This is a genomic window from Pseudoxanthomonas sp. GM95, from assembly GCF_900109775.1.
In the GTDB taxonomy this organism is placed as follows: domain Bacteria; phylum Pseudomonadota; class Gammaproteobacteria; order Xanthomonadales; family Xanthomonadaceae; genus Pseudoxanthomonas_A.
The window spans coordinates 755,203-770,297 of record NZ_FOAX01000002.1 but is presented as its reverse complement, the minus strand read 5'-3'; the positions used below and the strand labels follow the sequence as shown (position 1 = coordinate 770,297).

Annotated in this window: 12 protein-coding genes; 5 read left to right on the top strand and 7 right to left on the bottom strand. The window is 64.7% G+C overall.

Annotated elements, in window-relative coordinates; translation table 11 throughout:
* Positions 1–3 precede the first annotated feature (3 nt).
* From BMZ17_RS11460 to BMZ17_RS11430, 7 genes are all read right to left on the bottom strand, one after another.
* Positions 4–951, bottom strand: coding sequence for a DUF58 domain-containing protein (locus BMZ17_RS11460; protein WP_175485562.1), 948 nt, complete (start codon positions 949–951; stop codon positions 4–6).
* 120 nt (positions 952–1,071) lie between these two features.
* A complete protein-coding gene (locus tag BMZ17_RS11455; RefSeq protein ID WP_093138704.1) occupies positions 1,072–2,100 on the bottom strand; it encodes an AAA family ATPase in 1,029 nt (342 codons plus the stop codon).
* Between the two features lie 215 nt (positions 2,101–2,315).
* A complete protein-coding gene (locus BMZ17_RS11450; protein ID WP_093138703.1) occupies positions 2,316–4,187 on the bottom strand; it encodes a type IV pilus secretin PilQ in 1,872 nt (623 codons plus the stop codon).
* Positions 4,188–4,201: 14 nt separating this feature from the next.
* Positions 4,202–4,678, bottom strand: coding sequence for a pilus assembly protein PilP (locus BMZ17_RS11445; RefSeq protein ID WP_093138702.1), 477 nt, complete (start codon positions 4,676–4,678; stop codon positions 4,202–4,204).
* 59 nt (positions 4,679–4,737) lie between these two features.
* Positions 4,738–5,403 (bottom strand): type IV pilus inner membrane component PilO, encoded by a 666-nt coding sequence (gene pilO / locus BMZ17_RS11440; RefSeq protein WP_093138701.1) that lies wholly within the window; start codon positions 5,401–5,403, stop codon positions 4,738–4,740.
* Positions 5,400–6,104: a PilN domain-containing protein gene (locus BMZ17_RS11435; protein WP_093138700.1), complete on the bottom strand. Its 705-nt coding sequence runs from the start codon at positions 6,102–6,104 to the stop codon at positions 5,400–5,402. Before BMZ17_RS11435 ends, pilO begins: the two co-directional genes overlap by 4 nt.
* Complete coding sequence (locus BMZ17_RS11430) at positions 6,104–7,162, bottom strand: pilus assembly protein PilM (RefSeq protein ID WP_093138699.1); 1,059 nt, start codon at positions 7,160–7,162, stop codon at positions 6,104–6,106. The genes BMZ17_RS11435 and BMZ17_RS11430 overlap by 1 nt, the downstream gene beginning before the upstream one ends.
* 223 nt (positions 7,163–7,385) lie before the next feature.
* Here BMZ17_RS11430 and BMZ17_RS11425 point away from each other — a divergent pair, with 223 nt between their 5' ends.
* The 5 genes from BMZ17_RS11425 (at position 7,386) to BMZ17_RS11405 (ending at position 15,089) form a co-directional block, all read left to right on the top strand.
* Entirely contained in the window at positions 7,386–9,851 is a 2,466-nt protein-coding gene (locus BMZ17_RS11425; protein ID WP_093138698.1) for a penicillin-binding protein 1A, read from the top strand.
* Between the two features lie 87 nt (positions 9,852–9,938).
* The gene (locus BMZ17_RS11420; protein ID WP_093138697.1) at positions 9,939–10,583 is read left to right on the top strand and encodes a hypothetical protein; all 645 of its coding nucleotides are present in this window, start codon (positions 9,939–9,941) and stop codon (positions 10,581–10,583) included.
* A 75-nt stretch (positions 10,584–10,658) separates the two neighbouring features.
* Complete coding sequence (locus tag BMZ17_RS11415; RefSeq protein ID WP_093138696.1) at positions 10,659–12,263, top strand: peptide chain release factor 3; 1,605 nt, start codon at positions 10,659–10,661, stop codon at positions 12,261–12,263.
* A 101-nt stretch (positions 12,264–12,364) separates the two neighbouring features.
* Entirely contained in the window at positions 12,365–13,033 is a 669-nt protein-coding gene (locus BMZ17_RS11410; protein WP_093138695.1) for a PAQR family membrane homeostasis protein TrhA, read from the top strand.
* Positions 13,034–13,118: 85 nt separating this feature from the next.
* The gene (locus BMZ17_RS11405; protein WP_093139653.1) at positions 13,119–15,089 is read left to right on the top strand and encodes an AsmA family protein; all 1,971 of its coding nucleotides are present in this window, start codon (positions 13,119–13,121) and stop codon (positions 15,087–15,089) included.
* Positions 15,090–15,095 lie beyond the last annotated feature (6 nt).

Sequence of the window (15,095 nt, the reverse complement as noted above, 5' to 3'; positions counted from 1 at the left end):
CGCTCATGCGGTCGCCGGCACCGGTGCGGCGCGTCCTAACAGCGGCAACCACGCATCGCTGGCCGCGTCGGCACGCAAGGCATAAGCCCGCACGCCGCGGGCCGGCAGACGTTCCAGCGCGGCATGCAGGGGCTGGACGAATTCACGCCCCCAACGCTGACGCTGGCTGGCGTTGCCCAGATCCAGTTCCAGGCGGTGATCGCCCGACTGGAACGGCAGCTTGCTCTTGGGCGGCGCCTGCTCCAGCGCATCGGTCAGCATCAACACGATCACTTCGTGGTGGCCGGCCAAGGCAGGCCAGCGCACTTCCGGCACCGTCGCGACGCTGCGCGGATCGGCCAGCACGACCAGCCGCGAACCAGGGCGCAGGACGCGCTGAGCGTGCTCCAGCGCGGACGTCAGGCCGAGATCATCGGCCGGCGGTTCGGCATACCAGCGCATCAAGCCATCCAGCGCGCGCAAGGCGCCGCGCGTGCCGGAAGCCGGCGGCACCGGTGGCTCGCTGCTTGCACCGCGCAGCACCGAGATCCGGTCGCCATCGCGCACCGCCGCCCAGGCCGCCAGCGCACCGGCACGCGCCGCCTGCACCGATTTGAAGCGTACGCGAGTGCCGAAATACAGCGCCGGCGCCGTATCGGCCACGATCAGCGTCAGGCGTTCGCGCTCGGCCTGGAACAACTTGGTATGCGGCTTGCCGCTACGCGCGGTGAGCCGCCAGTCGATATGACGTGCATCGTCGCCCGCCACGTATTCGCGCGATTCGGCGTATTCCATGCCGCGACCGCGCAGCGGCGACGCCGCCGGTCCGGTCAGATGATGGCTACCGCGTCGCGCCGCGGGCCGTCGCTGGGCCAGCGCGCGCAGGCCCACCAGTTCCGCCAGCGTCGGCCGCAGACCGTTGCCCGCGTCTTCGGCCGCAGGCTGCGCGTTGCCGGGAAGAGACCGTGCCATCACGTCGCCCTCAGCCCCGCACGCTACGAAACGCGCCACATGTGCGAACACGCGGAGGCAGACAGGCGATCTTGGGAATTGCAGGTGCCATCGGCGACGTTCCGTGCGAAGCCTGAGGCATCAAGGCAGCGGCACGCGTTCGATCAGCGCATCGACCAGACGCGCGCCATCCCAGCCCTCGGCGGTCGCTTCGTAACTGGGCAGGACACGATGCCGCAGGACATCCGGCGCCACCGCGCGCACGTCTTCCGGCGTGACGTAGTCGCGACCTGCCAGCCACGCGTTCGCCCGCGCACAGCGCTCCAGCGCGATCGAGCCACGCGGGCTAGCGCCCCACGCGATCCGGCGCGCCAGCTGCGCGTCGTAACGCGACGCATCGCGCGAAGCAAGCACCAATTCGACGAGGTAACGCTCCAGCGCCGGCGCCATATGCAGGTCCAGGACCTGACGGCGGGCAGCGAACACATCGTCCAGCGACATGCGCGCAAGCTGCTCGGGCAGCGGCTTCAACGCATCGCGCGCACGATCGCGCGCGATCCGCAGGATCTCGGTCTCCGCAGACGCTTCGGGATAGCCGATCTTCACGTGCATCAGGAAGCGATCCAGCTGCGCTTCGGGCAACGGGAACGTGCCTTCCTGCTCAATCGGATTCTGCGTGGCCATCACCAAGAACAGCGGCGGCAGCGGATACGTATGGCGTCCGACCGTGACCTGGCGCTCGCCCATCGCTTCGAGCAACGCCGATTGCACCTTCGCCGGCGCGCGGTTGATTTCGTCGGCCAGCAGGATCGGATGGAAGATCGGGCCGGCCTGGAACTCGAAACGCCCATCCTGCGGACGCCAGACTTCAGTGCCGGTCAGGTCCGCTGGCAGCAGGTCGGGCGTGAACTGCACGCGTGCAAAGTCGGCCTCCATGCGCGCGGCGAGTGCGCGGATCGCCATGGTCTTGGCCAGGCCTGGCGCGCCTTCCACCAGCAGGTGGCCATCGGCCAACAAGGCAATCAGCAGGCGATCGACCAGCGCGTGCTGGCCCACGATCGTCTCGGACAGCGAGGCGCGCAGCGCGATGAACGCATCATGCAAATGGTCGTCGGAAGCGGACTGCGATGCAGACTGCGCGGGCGGACGGGCGTCGGGGGCGTGTTCCATCGAATGTCTCATGGTCTAGACCAACGTGGCTTTCGACCAACGCAGGCCTGTGGGGGTTCCATCGACCCACCATACCGCGACTCGCCCGTTCAGCGAAGGCTACGGATTCGGAGACGCGCCACGCACTCGACCCGGTCCGCAGCCTAATCGCCTGCGATACAACGAAGAACGGAGCCCTTGGGCTCCGTTCTTCTCCACGCAAAGTTGTGCAGCGATTACTGGCGAACCGCGATCACCTTCGGCGTCACGAAGATCAAAAGCTCAGCCTTGTTCTTCTGCTTGCCCTGCTTCTTGAAAAGATTGCCAAGGAACGGGATGTCACCCAGGAACGGCACTTTTGAGACCGATGCCTGATCCGTAAACTCGTACACGCCACCAATCACGACCGTCTGACCATCTTCGACAAGGACGGCAGTATTGATTTCCCGACGGTTCAAAGTAGGCACCACACCGTAATTAGGAAGTGTAATGTAGTCAGCGACATCATCCTTCTTGACAAACATATTCAAGTACACGCGGCCGTCGTGAGTAATGGTTGGCGTGACCTTGAGTTCGAGCAAGGCTTCCTTGAACTGCACATTGGGTGTTGCGGCAGTTCCTCCAGTACCACCGGTGATGGTTACATAGCCGATCTCAGTACCCTGCTTGATATCACCTTCACGTTGATTCGCGGTAATGATGCGAGGGTTGGAAACGACCTCACCGCGCCCCTCTTCCTGCAACGCAGACAGCTCGAGATCGAGATTGAAGTTTGCCCCGAGCAATGTATACGCCAAACTCGGAGCTCCGGCGGCGGCCCCATCGGTAAAGTTATTCGCGGGCAGATTGACGTTTAAGCCGCGCGTGGCGTCCACGCCACCCGTCGCACTACTGCCAATGGTTGCTACGTTGTCACCATAGGTATGGGTGCCGCCGATGCCGAACTTCGCGCCCAAATCGCGAGCGAATGTATCGGTTGCGACCACGATACGAGCCTCGATCAGCACTTGATCCACAGGCTTATCAATCACACCGATCAGTTCGCGCATTGAAGCGACTTTTTTGGGGATGTCACTGATCATCAGGGTGTTCGTACGCTCATCGGCAACCAGACGGCCGCGCTGCGACAAGAAACCATTCTCTTGATCGCCGCCCGATCCACCGCCACTGCCGCCACTGCTACCACCAATGCCCTTGGCCTCGGTCAGCGCCTTATAGATTTCGGTCGCGCTGTGATAATTGATCTGGACATAGTCAGTAATCAGATCTTCGCGATTCTCGATCGCGATGCGCGCATCTTCTTTGTCCTGCTCAAACTTGGCCAGCTCGGGCTGCGGCGCGACCCACACCACGTTGCCGTCACGACGCTTATCCAGGCCCTTGGCACGCAGCACGATATCCAGTGCCTGATCCCACGGCACGTTGACCAGACGCAGCGTGACGCTGCCCTGCACAGTGTCGGAAGCGACAATATTCAGATTGGACTCTTCAGCGATCAGCTGGAGAACCGTGCGCACCGGCACGTCCTGGAAATTGAAGGTCACCGGCTTGCCCGAATACGGCTTCGCACCAGCAGCCGCAAGCTGCGACGTTCCGGCGATCTGACCCGATGCCGCACCGACGGCAGGCTTATCGGCCTTGGCGCTGATCTCGACCACGTATTGGTTTTCGGTCTGGTAAGCGAGCGATTCGACCGTTCCGCGTGTATCCAGCACCAGCTGTGCGCCCTTGCCGGACGCATGGGCGTCGATGCGCTGGACCGGCGTGGCGAAGTCCATGACGTTCATCGGCTTCTGCAGCGAGGCCGGCATCATGACATTGGCGAGATCAACGATGACCTTGCCGTTTTCAGTGCGCAGGTCAGGGGTCGCGCCCTTGCGATCGAACTTGAGGATCAGGCGACCCGAACCATCGTCCGCGCGGCGGAAGTCGATATCGGACACCTGCACGGCTCTCGACTGGCTTGTGCTGCTGGCCGAAGCCGGGCTCTGCGCAGCGAAGGTCGGCGCCACGCCAGCCACGGCCGCGATCGCCAGGACCAGAGCGCACAACCTATGGGTTGCCGAGCGCCGCAGGGGACGCAGGCCGTGAGCGTTGGAAGCGGTCATCGTGTATCCCCTAATCATTGATCTAATGTCACAGCAGCTGGGCGCTCCAGCCAGCCACCGGCACCATCGGGCACCAGCTCAACAAGATCGACACGATCCTGCTGGATGTCGGTGATCCGTCCGTCGCTCTGGCCCATGTAGGCACCGGCCGAAACGCGATACGTCACCTTGTCAGGCGCCATTACCAGACCGACCAGGCCGGAACCGCTGCCGATCGTCCCCACCATCTTCAAGCTGTCCAACGGATACTGCTCAAGTGTTTCCTTGCGACGGTTCGGGTCCGGACGCAATCCGCTGGCATCGGCCGTACTCCAAGCCGTGCTGAACGGATCACGCAATCCCTGCGCCGCGTACTCGAAGGTCTCGAACTGCTGCATGACCGGCAGCGGCTCCAGCGGCGGAGCGGGACGCGCACGCACATTGGCCACCCAGTCTTCCAGGTTCGGCGCATCGCCAGGCGTGCTGGTGATGCCGCGCGTGCAGCCCGCCATGGCAACCACGGCTATCGCGACGGCAAGCACGCGGATCTTCTGGTTAGAGGAACGCTGACTCATGGTTGCGCTCCTGCAGGTTGCGTGCCAGCTGCCGCTTTTTCCTGCGCAGCGGTCTCTTCCTCGTCCATGTAGCGATAGGTCTTAACCGTACCGGACAATTCGAGATTGCCGTTGGACGTGATGCCACCCTTATCGACAGGCTGCAGCGAGATGTCATGCATGGTCAGAATCACCACGCGTGGGAGCGAAGCCACGCCGCTGACAAACGCGCCGAACTGGTGATAGCTGCCGACCATGCGCAGCGCGATCGGTGTCTCGACGTAGAACTCTTTGGGCGACTCCGAACCGGGCTGGAACAGCTCATTGGTCAGGCCACTGGACAGCGCCGTCTGCGAAATATCGACAATCAGGTCGGGCATTTCGGTCTTGCTGGGCAGCTGACGCAACATCTGCTGCAGCACCTGCTCCATCTGCGCCAGCTGCTGCTTGAGCGGCGCCAGGTTGGAGGCGCGGCCGGCCTTCTGCTCGAACTCGGCACGCAGCGTCGATTCCTGCCCTTCCAGGCCTTCAAGTTCCTCACCCTGCCCCTTGAACACCAACAGATAGGCCAGCACCAGGATGAAGGCACCGATCAGCACGCAGAACCCGATTTTGTAGTTCTGCGGCCAGCCACCGATGTTGTTGAAATCCAGCTCGTTGAGTTTGACTTTCTTCTGGCTCATGACGCTGGGCTCCCTTGCGTCGGGGGCGTGGTGGAAGCAGGCGGCGTCGCTGCGGGTGCGGCAGGTGCCGGCGCACCCGGCGCAGCGCTTGGCGCAGGCGCAGCGGAAGGATCGGTGACCGGCGCGACGCCCGGATCAACCGGCGTCGCCAGTTCGACCTTCAGCGTGAACATGTAAGGGAGCGCGCGACCCGGCACTTGGACGGTTTTGTCGTCGTTCTTCGCTTCGATGATCGACAACACCGGCTTGGTCATCCAGCCCGACCCTTCCAGATTGCGCATGTAGGTACTCACACGCGCATTGGACTGCGAGCGACCGGACAACGTCAGGATATTGCCGTCCTGCTTGATGCTGGACAGCACCACGCCATCGGGAATGGTGCGGACCAGCGAATCGAACAGGTGCACCATCTGCGAGCGATTGGCCTGCAGTTCCTCGATGACCTTCTTGCGGGCTAGCAGACGATCCTTCTGCTTGTCCAGGGCGTCGATTTCCTTGATCTGGGCATCGACCTTGACGATCTCGCCCTGCAGAAACGCATTGCGCGCGTTCTGGCCGTCGATCTGGCCGTTGTAGTAGAACCAGATGAAGAGTGCGAGCACGACGGAGATGGCCGCAGCCATACCTAACATGCCGTAGAACTCCTTCTGGCGCTGCGCGCGACGTTCCGCGCGCCACGGAAGAAGATTGATCTTTGCCATCAGTCGAAGCTCCGCAGCGCCAGGCCGGTGGCGATCATCAGCGCCGGTGCATCCTGGGCCAGCGCATGCGCCTGGACCTTCGGGCCCAGCGTCATCTGCGCCAGCGGATTGGCGACGATGGTCGGCACGCCCAGCTGTTCCTCAACCATTTCCGGCAGACCGGACAACGCGGCGCAACCGCCAGCGAGCACGATCTGGTCGACGCGGTTGAACTCGCTACCTGCGTAGAAGAACTGCAGCAGGCGGCTGATCTGCTGGACCGTCGCTTCCTTGAAAGGCTCCAGCACTTCGACTTCGTAGCTTTCCGGCAAACCGCCCTGGCGCTTGGCCATGCCGGCTTCTTCATAGGTCAGGCCGTAGCGACGCATGACTTCGTCGGTGAGCTGCTTTCCGCCAAAGACCTGCTCACGGCTGTAGAGGCTGCGCCCGCTGCGGATCACGTTGAGCGTGGTCATGGTGGCGCCGATGTCCACCAGCGCGACGACGCCATCGTGGGGCACCGGTAGGTCGCCAGCCAGCAGTGCGAAGGCGTTCTCGACCGCGAAGGCCTCCACGTCCATCACCTTGGCGGTCAAACCACCGAGTTCGAGCGCGGACTGGCGCAGCTCGACATTTTCCGAGCGCGACGCAGCCAGCAGCACCTGGACCATTTCCGGGTTGCTGGGCAGTGGGCCAAGCACCTCGAAATCCAGGTTCACTTCTTCGATCGGATACGGGATGTAGTTGACCGCTTCGAGCTCGATCTGGGCTTCCAGCTCGCTCTCATCCAGCTCGGCGGGCATCGGGATGATCTTGGTGATCACGGCCGAACCTGCAACGGCGGCGGCGGCATTCTTGGCCTTGGTGCCGGCGCGGGTCACGGCGCGGCGGATCGCTTCGCCCACGGCCTCGACTTCCACGATGTTCTTTTCCACCACGGCATTCGGCGGAAGCGGTTCCACGGCGTAGTGTTCCACACGGAAACGATTGCCGACGCGGGTCAGCTGCAGCAGCTTGACCGCGGTCGAACTGATGTCCACGCCGATGAGCGTAGATTGGCTTTTCGGGATGAGCCCCACGGTGTATCCCCTTCCGACCGGCGAAACGTCGGGCTGGTTCAGCCCAGCCTCACATTAATAATGAATTCTTTACAACTTGCAAGCGCTCGAGCGAACCCGTGACGGGTTGCCAAGTTCTCGTAAGGATGTCGCCCAAGTCTTTGTTTCCCCCAAGGAAGCAGACCCCCGCTCCCGGATGCATCTATACTCCCGTGCCACGAATTGTGCAATCGGAAGCTCCCTGATGTCCCGTTTCCGCCGCCTGCTGCGCTGGGCGATTGGTTTGTGTCTGGTCGGCGCCTTGGTTGGCGCGGTGATTCTAGGCTTTCTGTATTACTCCATTTCGTCGAAGCTGCCATCGATCCAGTCGCTGCGTGACGTGCAGCTGCAGGAACCGATGTATGTGTATGCCAACGACGGCAAATTGATCGGGATGTTCGGTGAGACCCGCCGCTATCCGGTCGATATTTCCCAGGTGCCGAAGAATGTCCAGCACGCCTTCGTGGCGGCCGAGGACTCCAACTTCTATGAGCACGGCGGCATCGACCCGACCGGCATCTCGCGCGCGGTCTGGCAGACGCTGACCAAGGACGGCCGCGTGGCCGGCGGCAGCACGATCACCCAGCAGGTGGCGCGCCAGTTCTTTCTTAGTAATGAATACAGCTACACGCGCAAGCTGGCCGAGATGATGCTGGCCATGCGCATCGAGGGCATGCTCAGCAAGGATCAGATCCTGGAGCTGTATCTCAACAAGAGCTTCTTCGGCAATCGCGCCTACGGCATCGCAGCGGCCGCCGAGTTCTATTACGGCAAATCGCTGCAGGAACTGACGCTGGGCGAGACCGCCACGCTGGTGAGCTCGCTGAAATTCCCTTCCAGCGGCAATCCGATCAGCAATCCGGTGCGCAACCACCAGCGCAGCGTGTACGTGATCGAGCGCATGCGCGAAGACAAGTACATCACCCAGGCCGATGCCGACCAGGCCAAGGCTGAGGAACCGCACGCCGCGCCACATGAGCGTCCGATCGACGTCTACGCGCCCTACATCGCCGAAATGGTCCGCCAGGAAATGGTCGCCAAGTTCGGCGGCGACGTGCTGGACAAGGGCTACCACGTCACCACCACCATCGATCCGCTGCTGCAGCCGGCCGCCGACAAGGCCGTGCGCGAAGGGCTGGCGACGTATGACCATCGCCACGGCTGGCGCGGGGCGGAGAAGCATTTCGACGTCACCGCCGATGCCGATGCCGAATCGCTGGCCGGTCACTTGAGCGGCATCGTGTCCGAAGGCGGCCTGGATCCGGTGATCGTGGCCAGCACCTCGGGCGAAAGCGCCACGGTGATCACCCGCAACGCCAGCCAGATCGTCCTGAACGCCTCGGCCAGCAAGTGGACCGGCCGCACGCCGGGCAAGCTACTGGAACGCGGCGATCTGGTCCGCATCGGCGCCGAACGCAAGGACGCCGGCAGCGACAAAACGCCAGCGGGTGATGCCAAGCCCGAGTACGTCTACACGCTGGACCAGCTGCCGCAGGCGCAGTCGGCACTGGTGTCGCTGGACGCCAACAACGGCGCGATCCGCGCCCTGGTCGGCGGCTTCAGCTTTGCGGCGAACAAGTTCAACCGCGCCACCCAGGCGCGCCGCCAGCCGGGTTCGAGCTTCAAGCCGTTCCTGTATTCGGCCGCGTTCGAGAAGGGCTTCAATCCGCTGTCGATCGTGCTGGATGCGCCGGTGGTGTTCCGCGACCGCCGCGGCCACGTCTGGCGCCCGGGCAACGACGACGGCAAGTTCGCCGGCCCCATGCGCCTGCGCGAGGCGCTGGTGAAGTCCAAGAACCTCGTCTCGGTGCGCCTGCTGGACGCCATCGGCGTGGATTTCGCACGCAAGTACATCAGCCAGTTCGGCTTCGACGAGGCGGAACTGCCGCCGAACCTGTCGATGTCGCTGGGCTCGGCCTCGCTCACTCCGATATCGGTGGCGCGTGGCTACGCGGTGCTGGCCAACGGTGGTTCGCTGGTGACGCCGTGGTTGATCGATGAGGTCAAGGACCGCGACGGCAAGGTGGTGTTCAAGGAAAACCCGGCCACCGCCTGCCGCGCCTGCGGCCGCCACGGCGCCAACGCACAGGCGCCGAGCCAGGTGGTCGATGGCTTCAACTTCGGCCCGGCCCAGGACCAGCAGCCGGCCAAGGCCGAGCCGCTCGCCACCTCCAAACCGGATCCGGCCGTGGATCAGCAGCCGGCGCCGGGCACCAACGTGGCGCCGCGCGCGATCGACGAGCGCACCTCGTACCAGATCGTCTCGATGATGCGCGACGTGGTCCGCCGCGGTACCGGCACCGCCGCCAACGTGCTGGGCCGCGAGGACACCGCGGGCAAGACCGGCTCGACCAACGACCACCGCGACGCCTGGTTCTCCGGTTTCGCCGGCCCGTACGTGACCACGGTGTGGGTGGGCAAGGACAACTTCCGCTCGCTGGGCTACCGCGAATACGGCGGCAAGGCCGCGCTGCCGATCTGGATCGACTACATGCGCGTGGCCCTGAAGGACAAGCCGATCACGCCGAACGATCCGCCGGAAGGCATGGTCGAGGTCAGCAAGAACGGCGCGACCGAATGGATCAAGGTCGAGGACCTGGACCGCATGCAGGGCGACGACACGCTGCAGGACGAGAACGCCACCGACGAGGCCGCGTTCGACATCTTCTGATGTCTCCTTCCCCGCGCGCCGTTGCAACGACGGCGCGCGGCGAGGCTTCGTTGTAGAGTCAGGCGGTCTTCAACTGGGAGGCCCGCCATGCACCACGCCCGCCAACACACCCAGACCCAGACGGCCGAACGCCGTCGCCGGCTCGCCCACGAGGCAGCCCGCCTGATCGCCGAAAGCGGCATCCGCGACTACCAGCTCGCCAAGCGCAAGGCGGCCAGCCGGCTTGGCATCCACGATGACGCCAGCCTGCCGCGCAACCACGAGATCGAAGATGCGCTGCGCGAGTACCAGCGCCTGTTCGCCGGCCCGGACCACGCCGGCCTGTTGCGCGCGCGGCGCGAGGCGGCCGCGCAGGCGATGGACTTCTTCAGCAGCTTCTCGCCGCGCCTGGTCGGCCCGGTGCTGGACGGCACCGCCGACGCGCGCTCGCCGGTGCAGCTGCACCTGCATAGCGACGACGAGGACGCGGTCGGGCGCTTCCTGGAAGATCACCGCATCCCCGCCGATGCGCGCGTACAGAAGCTGCGCATGGATCGCACGCGCCATGCCGACGTCACCGTCTGGGGCTTTGCCGCCGACGGGGTGAACTTCGACCTGGCGGTGCTGCCGCGCCAGGCACTGCGCCAGGCGCCGCTATCGCCGGTGGACGAACAGCCGATGGCCAGAGCCTCGGCCTCGCAACTGGCCGCCCTGCTGGCCAGCGACCCGGTCACCACGCACGCCGGACGCTGAGCGCCCTGCCCGCCCGGCAAAGCTATACTTGCCGGCTTCCTGAATTCCCCAAGCGCCCGTGCGGGCGCCACCGCCATGTCTGAAGTCTCCAGCGAAGCCGCGCGTCGCCGCACCTTCGCCATCATTTCCCACCCCGACGCCGGCAAGACCACGCTGACCGAGAAGCTACTGCTGTTCGGCGGTGCGATCCAGATGGCCGGCTCGGTCAAGGGCCGCAAGGCCGCGCGCCACGCGACCTCGGACTGGATGGCGCTGGAAAAGGAGCGCGGCATCTCGGTGACCTCTTCGGTGATGCAGTTCCCGTACGAGGGCAAGATCGTCAACCTGCTCGACACGCCGGGCCACGCCGACTTCGGCGAGGACACCTATCGCGTGCTGACCGCAGTGGACTCGGCGCTGATGGTCATCGACGTGGCCAAGGGCGTTGAGGAACGGACCATCAAGCTGATGGAAGTCTGTCGCTTGCGCGACACGCCCATCATGACCTTCATCAACAAGCTCGACCGCGAGGGCAAGGACCCGATCGAGTTGCTGGATGAAGTGGAAACCGTGCTCGGCATCCAGTGCGCGCCGGTGACCTGGCCGATCGGCATGGGCCAGCGCCTGAAGGGCGTGGTGCACCTGATTTCCGGCGAGGTGCACCTGTACGAACAGGGCCGCAACTTCACCCGCCAGGATTCGACCATCTTCCCGTCGCTAGACGCGCCGGGCCTGGCCGAGAAGATCGGCGAGAAGATGCTGGCCGACCTGCGCGACGAGCTGGAGCTGGTCCAGGGCGCGAGCAATCCGTTCGACCTGGAGGCCTATCGCGCCGGCAAGCAGACGCCGGTGTTCTTCGGCTCGGGCGTGAACAACTTCGGCGTGCAACCGCTGCTGGACTTCTTCATCGAGCACGCGCCTTCGCCGCAGCAGCGCGCTACTACCGGCCGCGAGGTGCAGCCGACGGAGAACAAGCTGTCCGGCTTCGTATTCAAAATCCAGGCGAACATGGACCCGCAGCACCGCGACCGCGTGGCGTTCATGCGCGTGTGCTCGGGCAAGTTCACCGCCGGCATGAAGGCCTTCCACGTGCGTACGGCCAAGGAACAGAAGCTGGCCAACGCGCTGACCTTCATGGCCTCGGATCGTGAGATCGCGGCGGAAGCCTTTCCCGGCGATGTGATCGGCATCCACAACCACGGCACGATCTCCATCGGCGACACGTTCACCGAAGGCGAGAACCTGAGCTTCACCGGCATTCCCAACTTCGCGCCGGAGCTGTTCCGCCGTGCGCGCCTGCGCGACCCGCTCAAGCTCAAGCAGCTGCAGAAGGGCCTGGCCCAGCTGTCCGAAGAAGGCGCGACCCAGTTCTTCCGCCCACTGATGAGCAACGACCTGATCCTGGGCGCGGTCGGCGTGCTGCAGTTCGACGTGGTCGCCTATCGCCTGAAGGACGAATACGGCGTGGACGCGATCTTCGAGCCGGTCGGCGTGACGACGGCGCGCTGGATCGAATGCAGCAACGCCAAGAAGCTTGAAGAATTCCGCGAGAAGAACGCCACCAACCTAGGCATCGATGCGGCAGGCGAACTGGTCTACCTGGCGCCGACCCGGGTCAACCTGCAGCTGGCGCAGGAACGCGCGCCGGATGTCATCTTCCGCGCGACCCGCGAGCACGCCCACAGCACGCTGGCTGACTGACGCGACCGGCGCACACCCAAGCTGAACATCGCTTGGGTGCACCGCAGCATTGCGGCAGCCGGTGCCACGTAGATGAGAATGGACTGCGATAAAGTCAGGCCATGGCCCTTCAGGCACATCCCGAGACCAACCTGCGCGACGAGATCGCCAGCGCCCTGACCCACGGGTTGGGCGCGGTGGCATCCCTGGCCGGCGGCGCGGTGCTGATCACTCTGGCAGCGCTCTACGGCGATGCCTGGCAGCTGGGCACCGCGATCGTGTTCAGCACCACGCTGCTGCTGCTCTACGTGGCCTCCACGCTGTACCACGCCATCCAGCACCCGATGGCCAAGGCGCGGCTGCAGATCTTCGACCATTGCGCGATCTACCTCCTGATCGCCGGCACCTACACACCGATCCTGCTGATCGGCATGCGCGGTCCCTGGGGCTGGGGCATGTTCGCCGCGGTCTGGGCGATCGCGCTGTTTGGCGTGATCTTCAAGCTGTTCTTCACCGGACGGTTCCGGCTGTTGTCCACGGGCCTGTACCTGGCGATGGGCTGGCTGGTGGTGGTGGCGATCGAACCGCTCCTGAAATCCGTCGACGGCTTCACCCTGGGCTGGCTGCTGGCTGGCGGGCTGTTCTACACGCTGGGCACCTATTTCTACCAGCGCGATTCGGTGCGGTATTTCCACGCGATCTGGCACCTGTTCGTGCTGGCCGGCAGCGTATGCCACTTTGTCGCGGTGACCGGCCAGGTGCTGGTGCCGCGCCTGCATCACGGCGGCTGAGCGCGCCGGCGCGCGTCAAGACAAGCTGAACGCCTCACCTGCCTTTCGCAGGGCGTAAACACCCCGGCTGTCGATAGTGGCCCGCATGAGCCCAGACACCGCCCCATCGCGCAACCTCGCCCGCGCCCATCCGGTCCTGACCGCGCTGAGCATCGTGGTGGTCCTGATCGTGCTGCTGATCATTTTCTGGGACTGGAACTGGTTCAAGGGCCCGGTCGAGCGCGCGGTGCAGTCCAAGACCGGCCGCGCCTTCCATATCGACGGCAACCTGGATGTGGACCTGGGCCGCGTCACCACGATCCGCGCCGATGGCTTGCGCCTTGCCAATGCGGACTGGGCGCTCAAGACAGCGCCGGAGATGGCGACCGTGCAGCGGCTGGAGATCGACCTGGACGTGCCGCAGCTGGTGTTCCATCGCAGCCTGTTCCTGCCCGCGATCCGCATCACCCAGCCGGTGGTGGAACTGCAGAGCCGCACGGCTGAACAAGGCGGCGGCAACTGGATGCTGCAGGGCGAAACCCCGGCCGAGGCACAAGACAGCGGCATGACCCCGCGCTTTGGCGCGGTGATCATCGACACCGCACGCCTGCATTACCTCGACGCCCCCAACAAGACCGATCTGAAGATCGAAGCCACCAGCGGCCAGCCCGACGCGCAGTACAAGGCGCCGCCGATCGACCTGAAAGGCAGCGGTCGCTGGGGCGCCAACGCCTTCACCCTCGGCGGCCGCATCCAGTCGCCGCTGGATCTGGCCGAGAGCCAACGGCCTTATCGCATCGACCTGCAGGCTGCAGCCGGCGCGACAAAGGCGCGCGCGCGCGGCACGCTGATCGATCCATTGCACTTCGGCGGGTTCGATCTGCGCATGGCGCTGTCCGGCCAGGATCTGGCCGATCTGTATCCACTGATTGGCGTGGCGATCCCGCAATCGCCGCCGTATGCCTTCGACGGCACGCTGACGCGCAACGGCAACACCTGGCACTACGACCGCTTCACCGGGAAGGTCGGTGACAGCGATCTGGGCGGCTCCACGGCCGTGACCGTCGGCGGGCCACGCCTGACGCTGGAGGCCGACCTACACTCCAAGCGGCTGGATTTCGACGACCTGGCCGGCTTCATCGGCGCGCCGTCGAAGGGCGGCGCTGGCGAAACCCGCAACGCCGAGCAGGCGGCCGAAGCCGCAGAGCTGGCGGCCAATCCGCGCGTACTGCCGCAGGATCCCTACGACCTGTCCAAGCTGCGTTCGATGGACGCCGATGTGCACTGGAAAGCCACGCGCATCAATGCGCCCAAGCTCCCGATCGACGACATGGACGCGCATCTGGTTCTTAACGATGGGCTGCTGGAATTGAAGCCACTCAATTTCGGCGTGGCCGGCGGAGACATCCGCTCGCAGGTGCGGCTGGATGCGCGCAATCCGACCATCCGCACGCGCGCCGACATTGCCGTGCGTGGGCTCAACCTGGGCCAGCTGTTTCCCGATGCCAAGCTCACTGAAGATGCGGTCGGCCGCATCGGCGGCGACATCCGCGTCGACACTTCAGGCAACTCCATCGCCCTGATGGCTGGCAATGCCACCGGCGATATCGGCGTGGGCATGGGCAAGGGCCACATCCCGCAGCTACTCGTCGAACTGGCCGGCCTGGATGTGATGCAGTCGCTGGGCTATCTGTTCGACCGCGACAAGCAGGTGCCGATCCGCTGCGCCTTCGCCGATTTTGGGATGAAGGATGGCTTGATGCAGACGCGTGCGATGGCGTTCGACACCACCGACACCATCGTGCTGGGCGATGGCTCGATCAACCTCAAGGACGAGTCGCTGGCGCTGACCCTGCGGCCGCGTCCGAAGGACCGCAGCTTCCTCAGCTTCCGCACGCCGCTGGACATCGGCGGCACCTTCAAGGACCCGAGCTTCCGTCCGGACTTCAAGAAGCTGGGTCTGCGCGGCGCCGTTGCATTGGCGCTGGGCACGATCGCGCCGCCGGCCGCGCTGCTGGCGACGATCGAAGTGGGCGGCGGCAAGGACAGCGACTGCGGCGGCAAGTACGCCAAGTAAGGCCAT

Bases quoted from the DNA above. Each gene is read 5' to 3' on its own strand.
- BMZ17_RS11460 (WP_175485562.1), bottom strand. From the start codon at position 951: ATGGCACGGTCTCTTCCCGGCAACGCGCAGCCTGCGGCCGAAGACGCG.
- BMZ17_RS11455 (WP_093138704.1), bottom strand. From the start codon at position 2,100: ATGGAACACGCCCCCGACGCCCGTCCGCCCGCGCAGTCTGCATCGCAG.
- BMZ17_RS11450 (WP_093138703.1), bottom strand. From the start codon at position 4,187: ATGACCGCTTCCAACGCTCACGGCCTGCGTCCCCTGCGGCGCTCGGCA.
- BMZ17_RS11445 (WP_093138702.1), bottom strand. From the start codon at position 4,678: ATGGCGGGCTGCACGCGCGGCATCACCAGCACGCCTGGCGATGCGCCG.
- pilO (WP_093138701.1), bottom strand. From the start codon at position 5,403: ATGAGCCAGAAGAAAGTCAAACTCAACGAGCTGGATTTCAACAACATC.
- BMZ17_RS11435 (WP_093138700.1), bottom strand. From the start codon at position 6,104: ATGGCAAAGATCAATCTTCTTCCGTGGCGCGCGGAACGTCGCGCGCAG.
- BMZ17_RS11425 (WP_093138698.1), top strand. From the start codon at position 7,386: ATGTCCCGTTTCCGCCGCCTGCTGCGCTGGGCGATTGGTTTGTGTCTG.
- BMZ17_RS11420 (WP_093138697.1), top strand. From the start codon at position 9,939: ATGCACCACGCCCGCCAACACACCCAGACCCAGACGGCCGAACGCCGT.
- BMZ17_RS11415 (WP_093138696.1), top strand. From the start codon at position 10,659: ATGTCTGAAGTCTCCAGCGAAGCCGCGCGTCGCCGCACCTTCGCCATC.
- BMZ17_RS11410 (WP_093138695.1), top strand. From the start codon at position 12,365: ATGGCCCTTCAGGCACATCCCGAGACCAACCTGCGCGACGAGATCGCC.
- BMZ17_RS11405 (WP_093139653.1), top strand. From the start codon at position 13,119: ATGAGCCCAGACACCGCCCCATCGCGCAACCTCGCCCGCGCCCATCCG.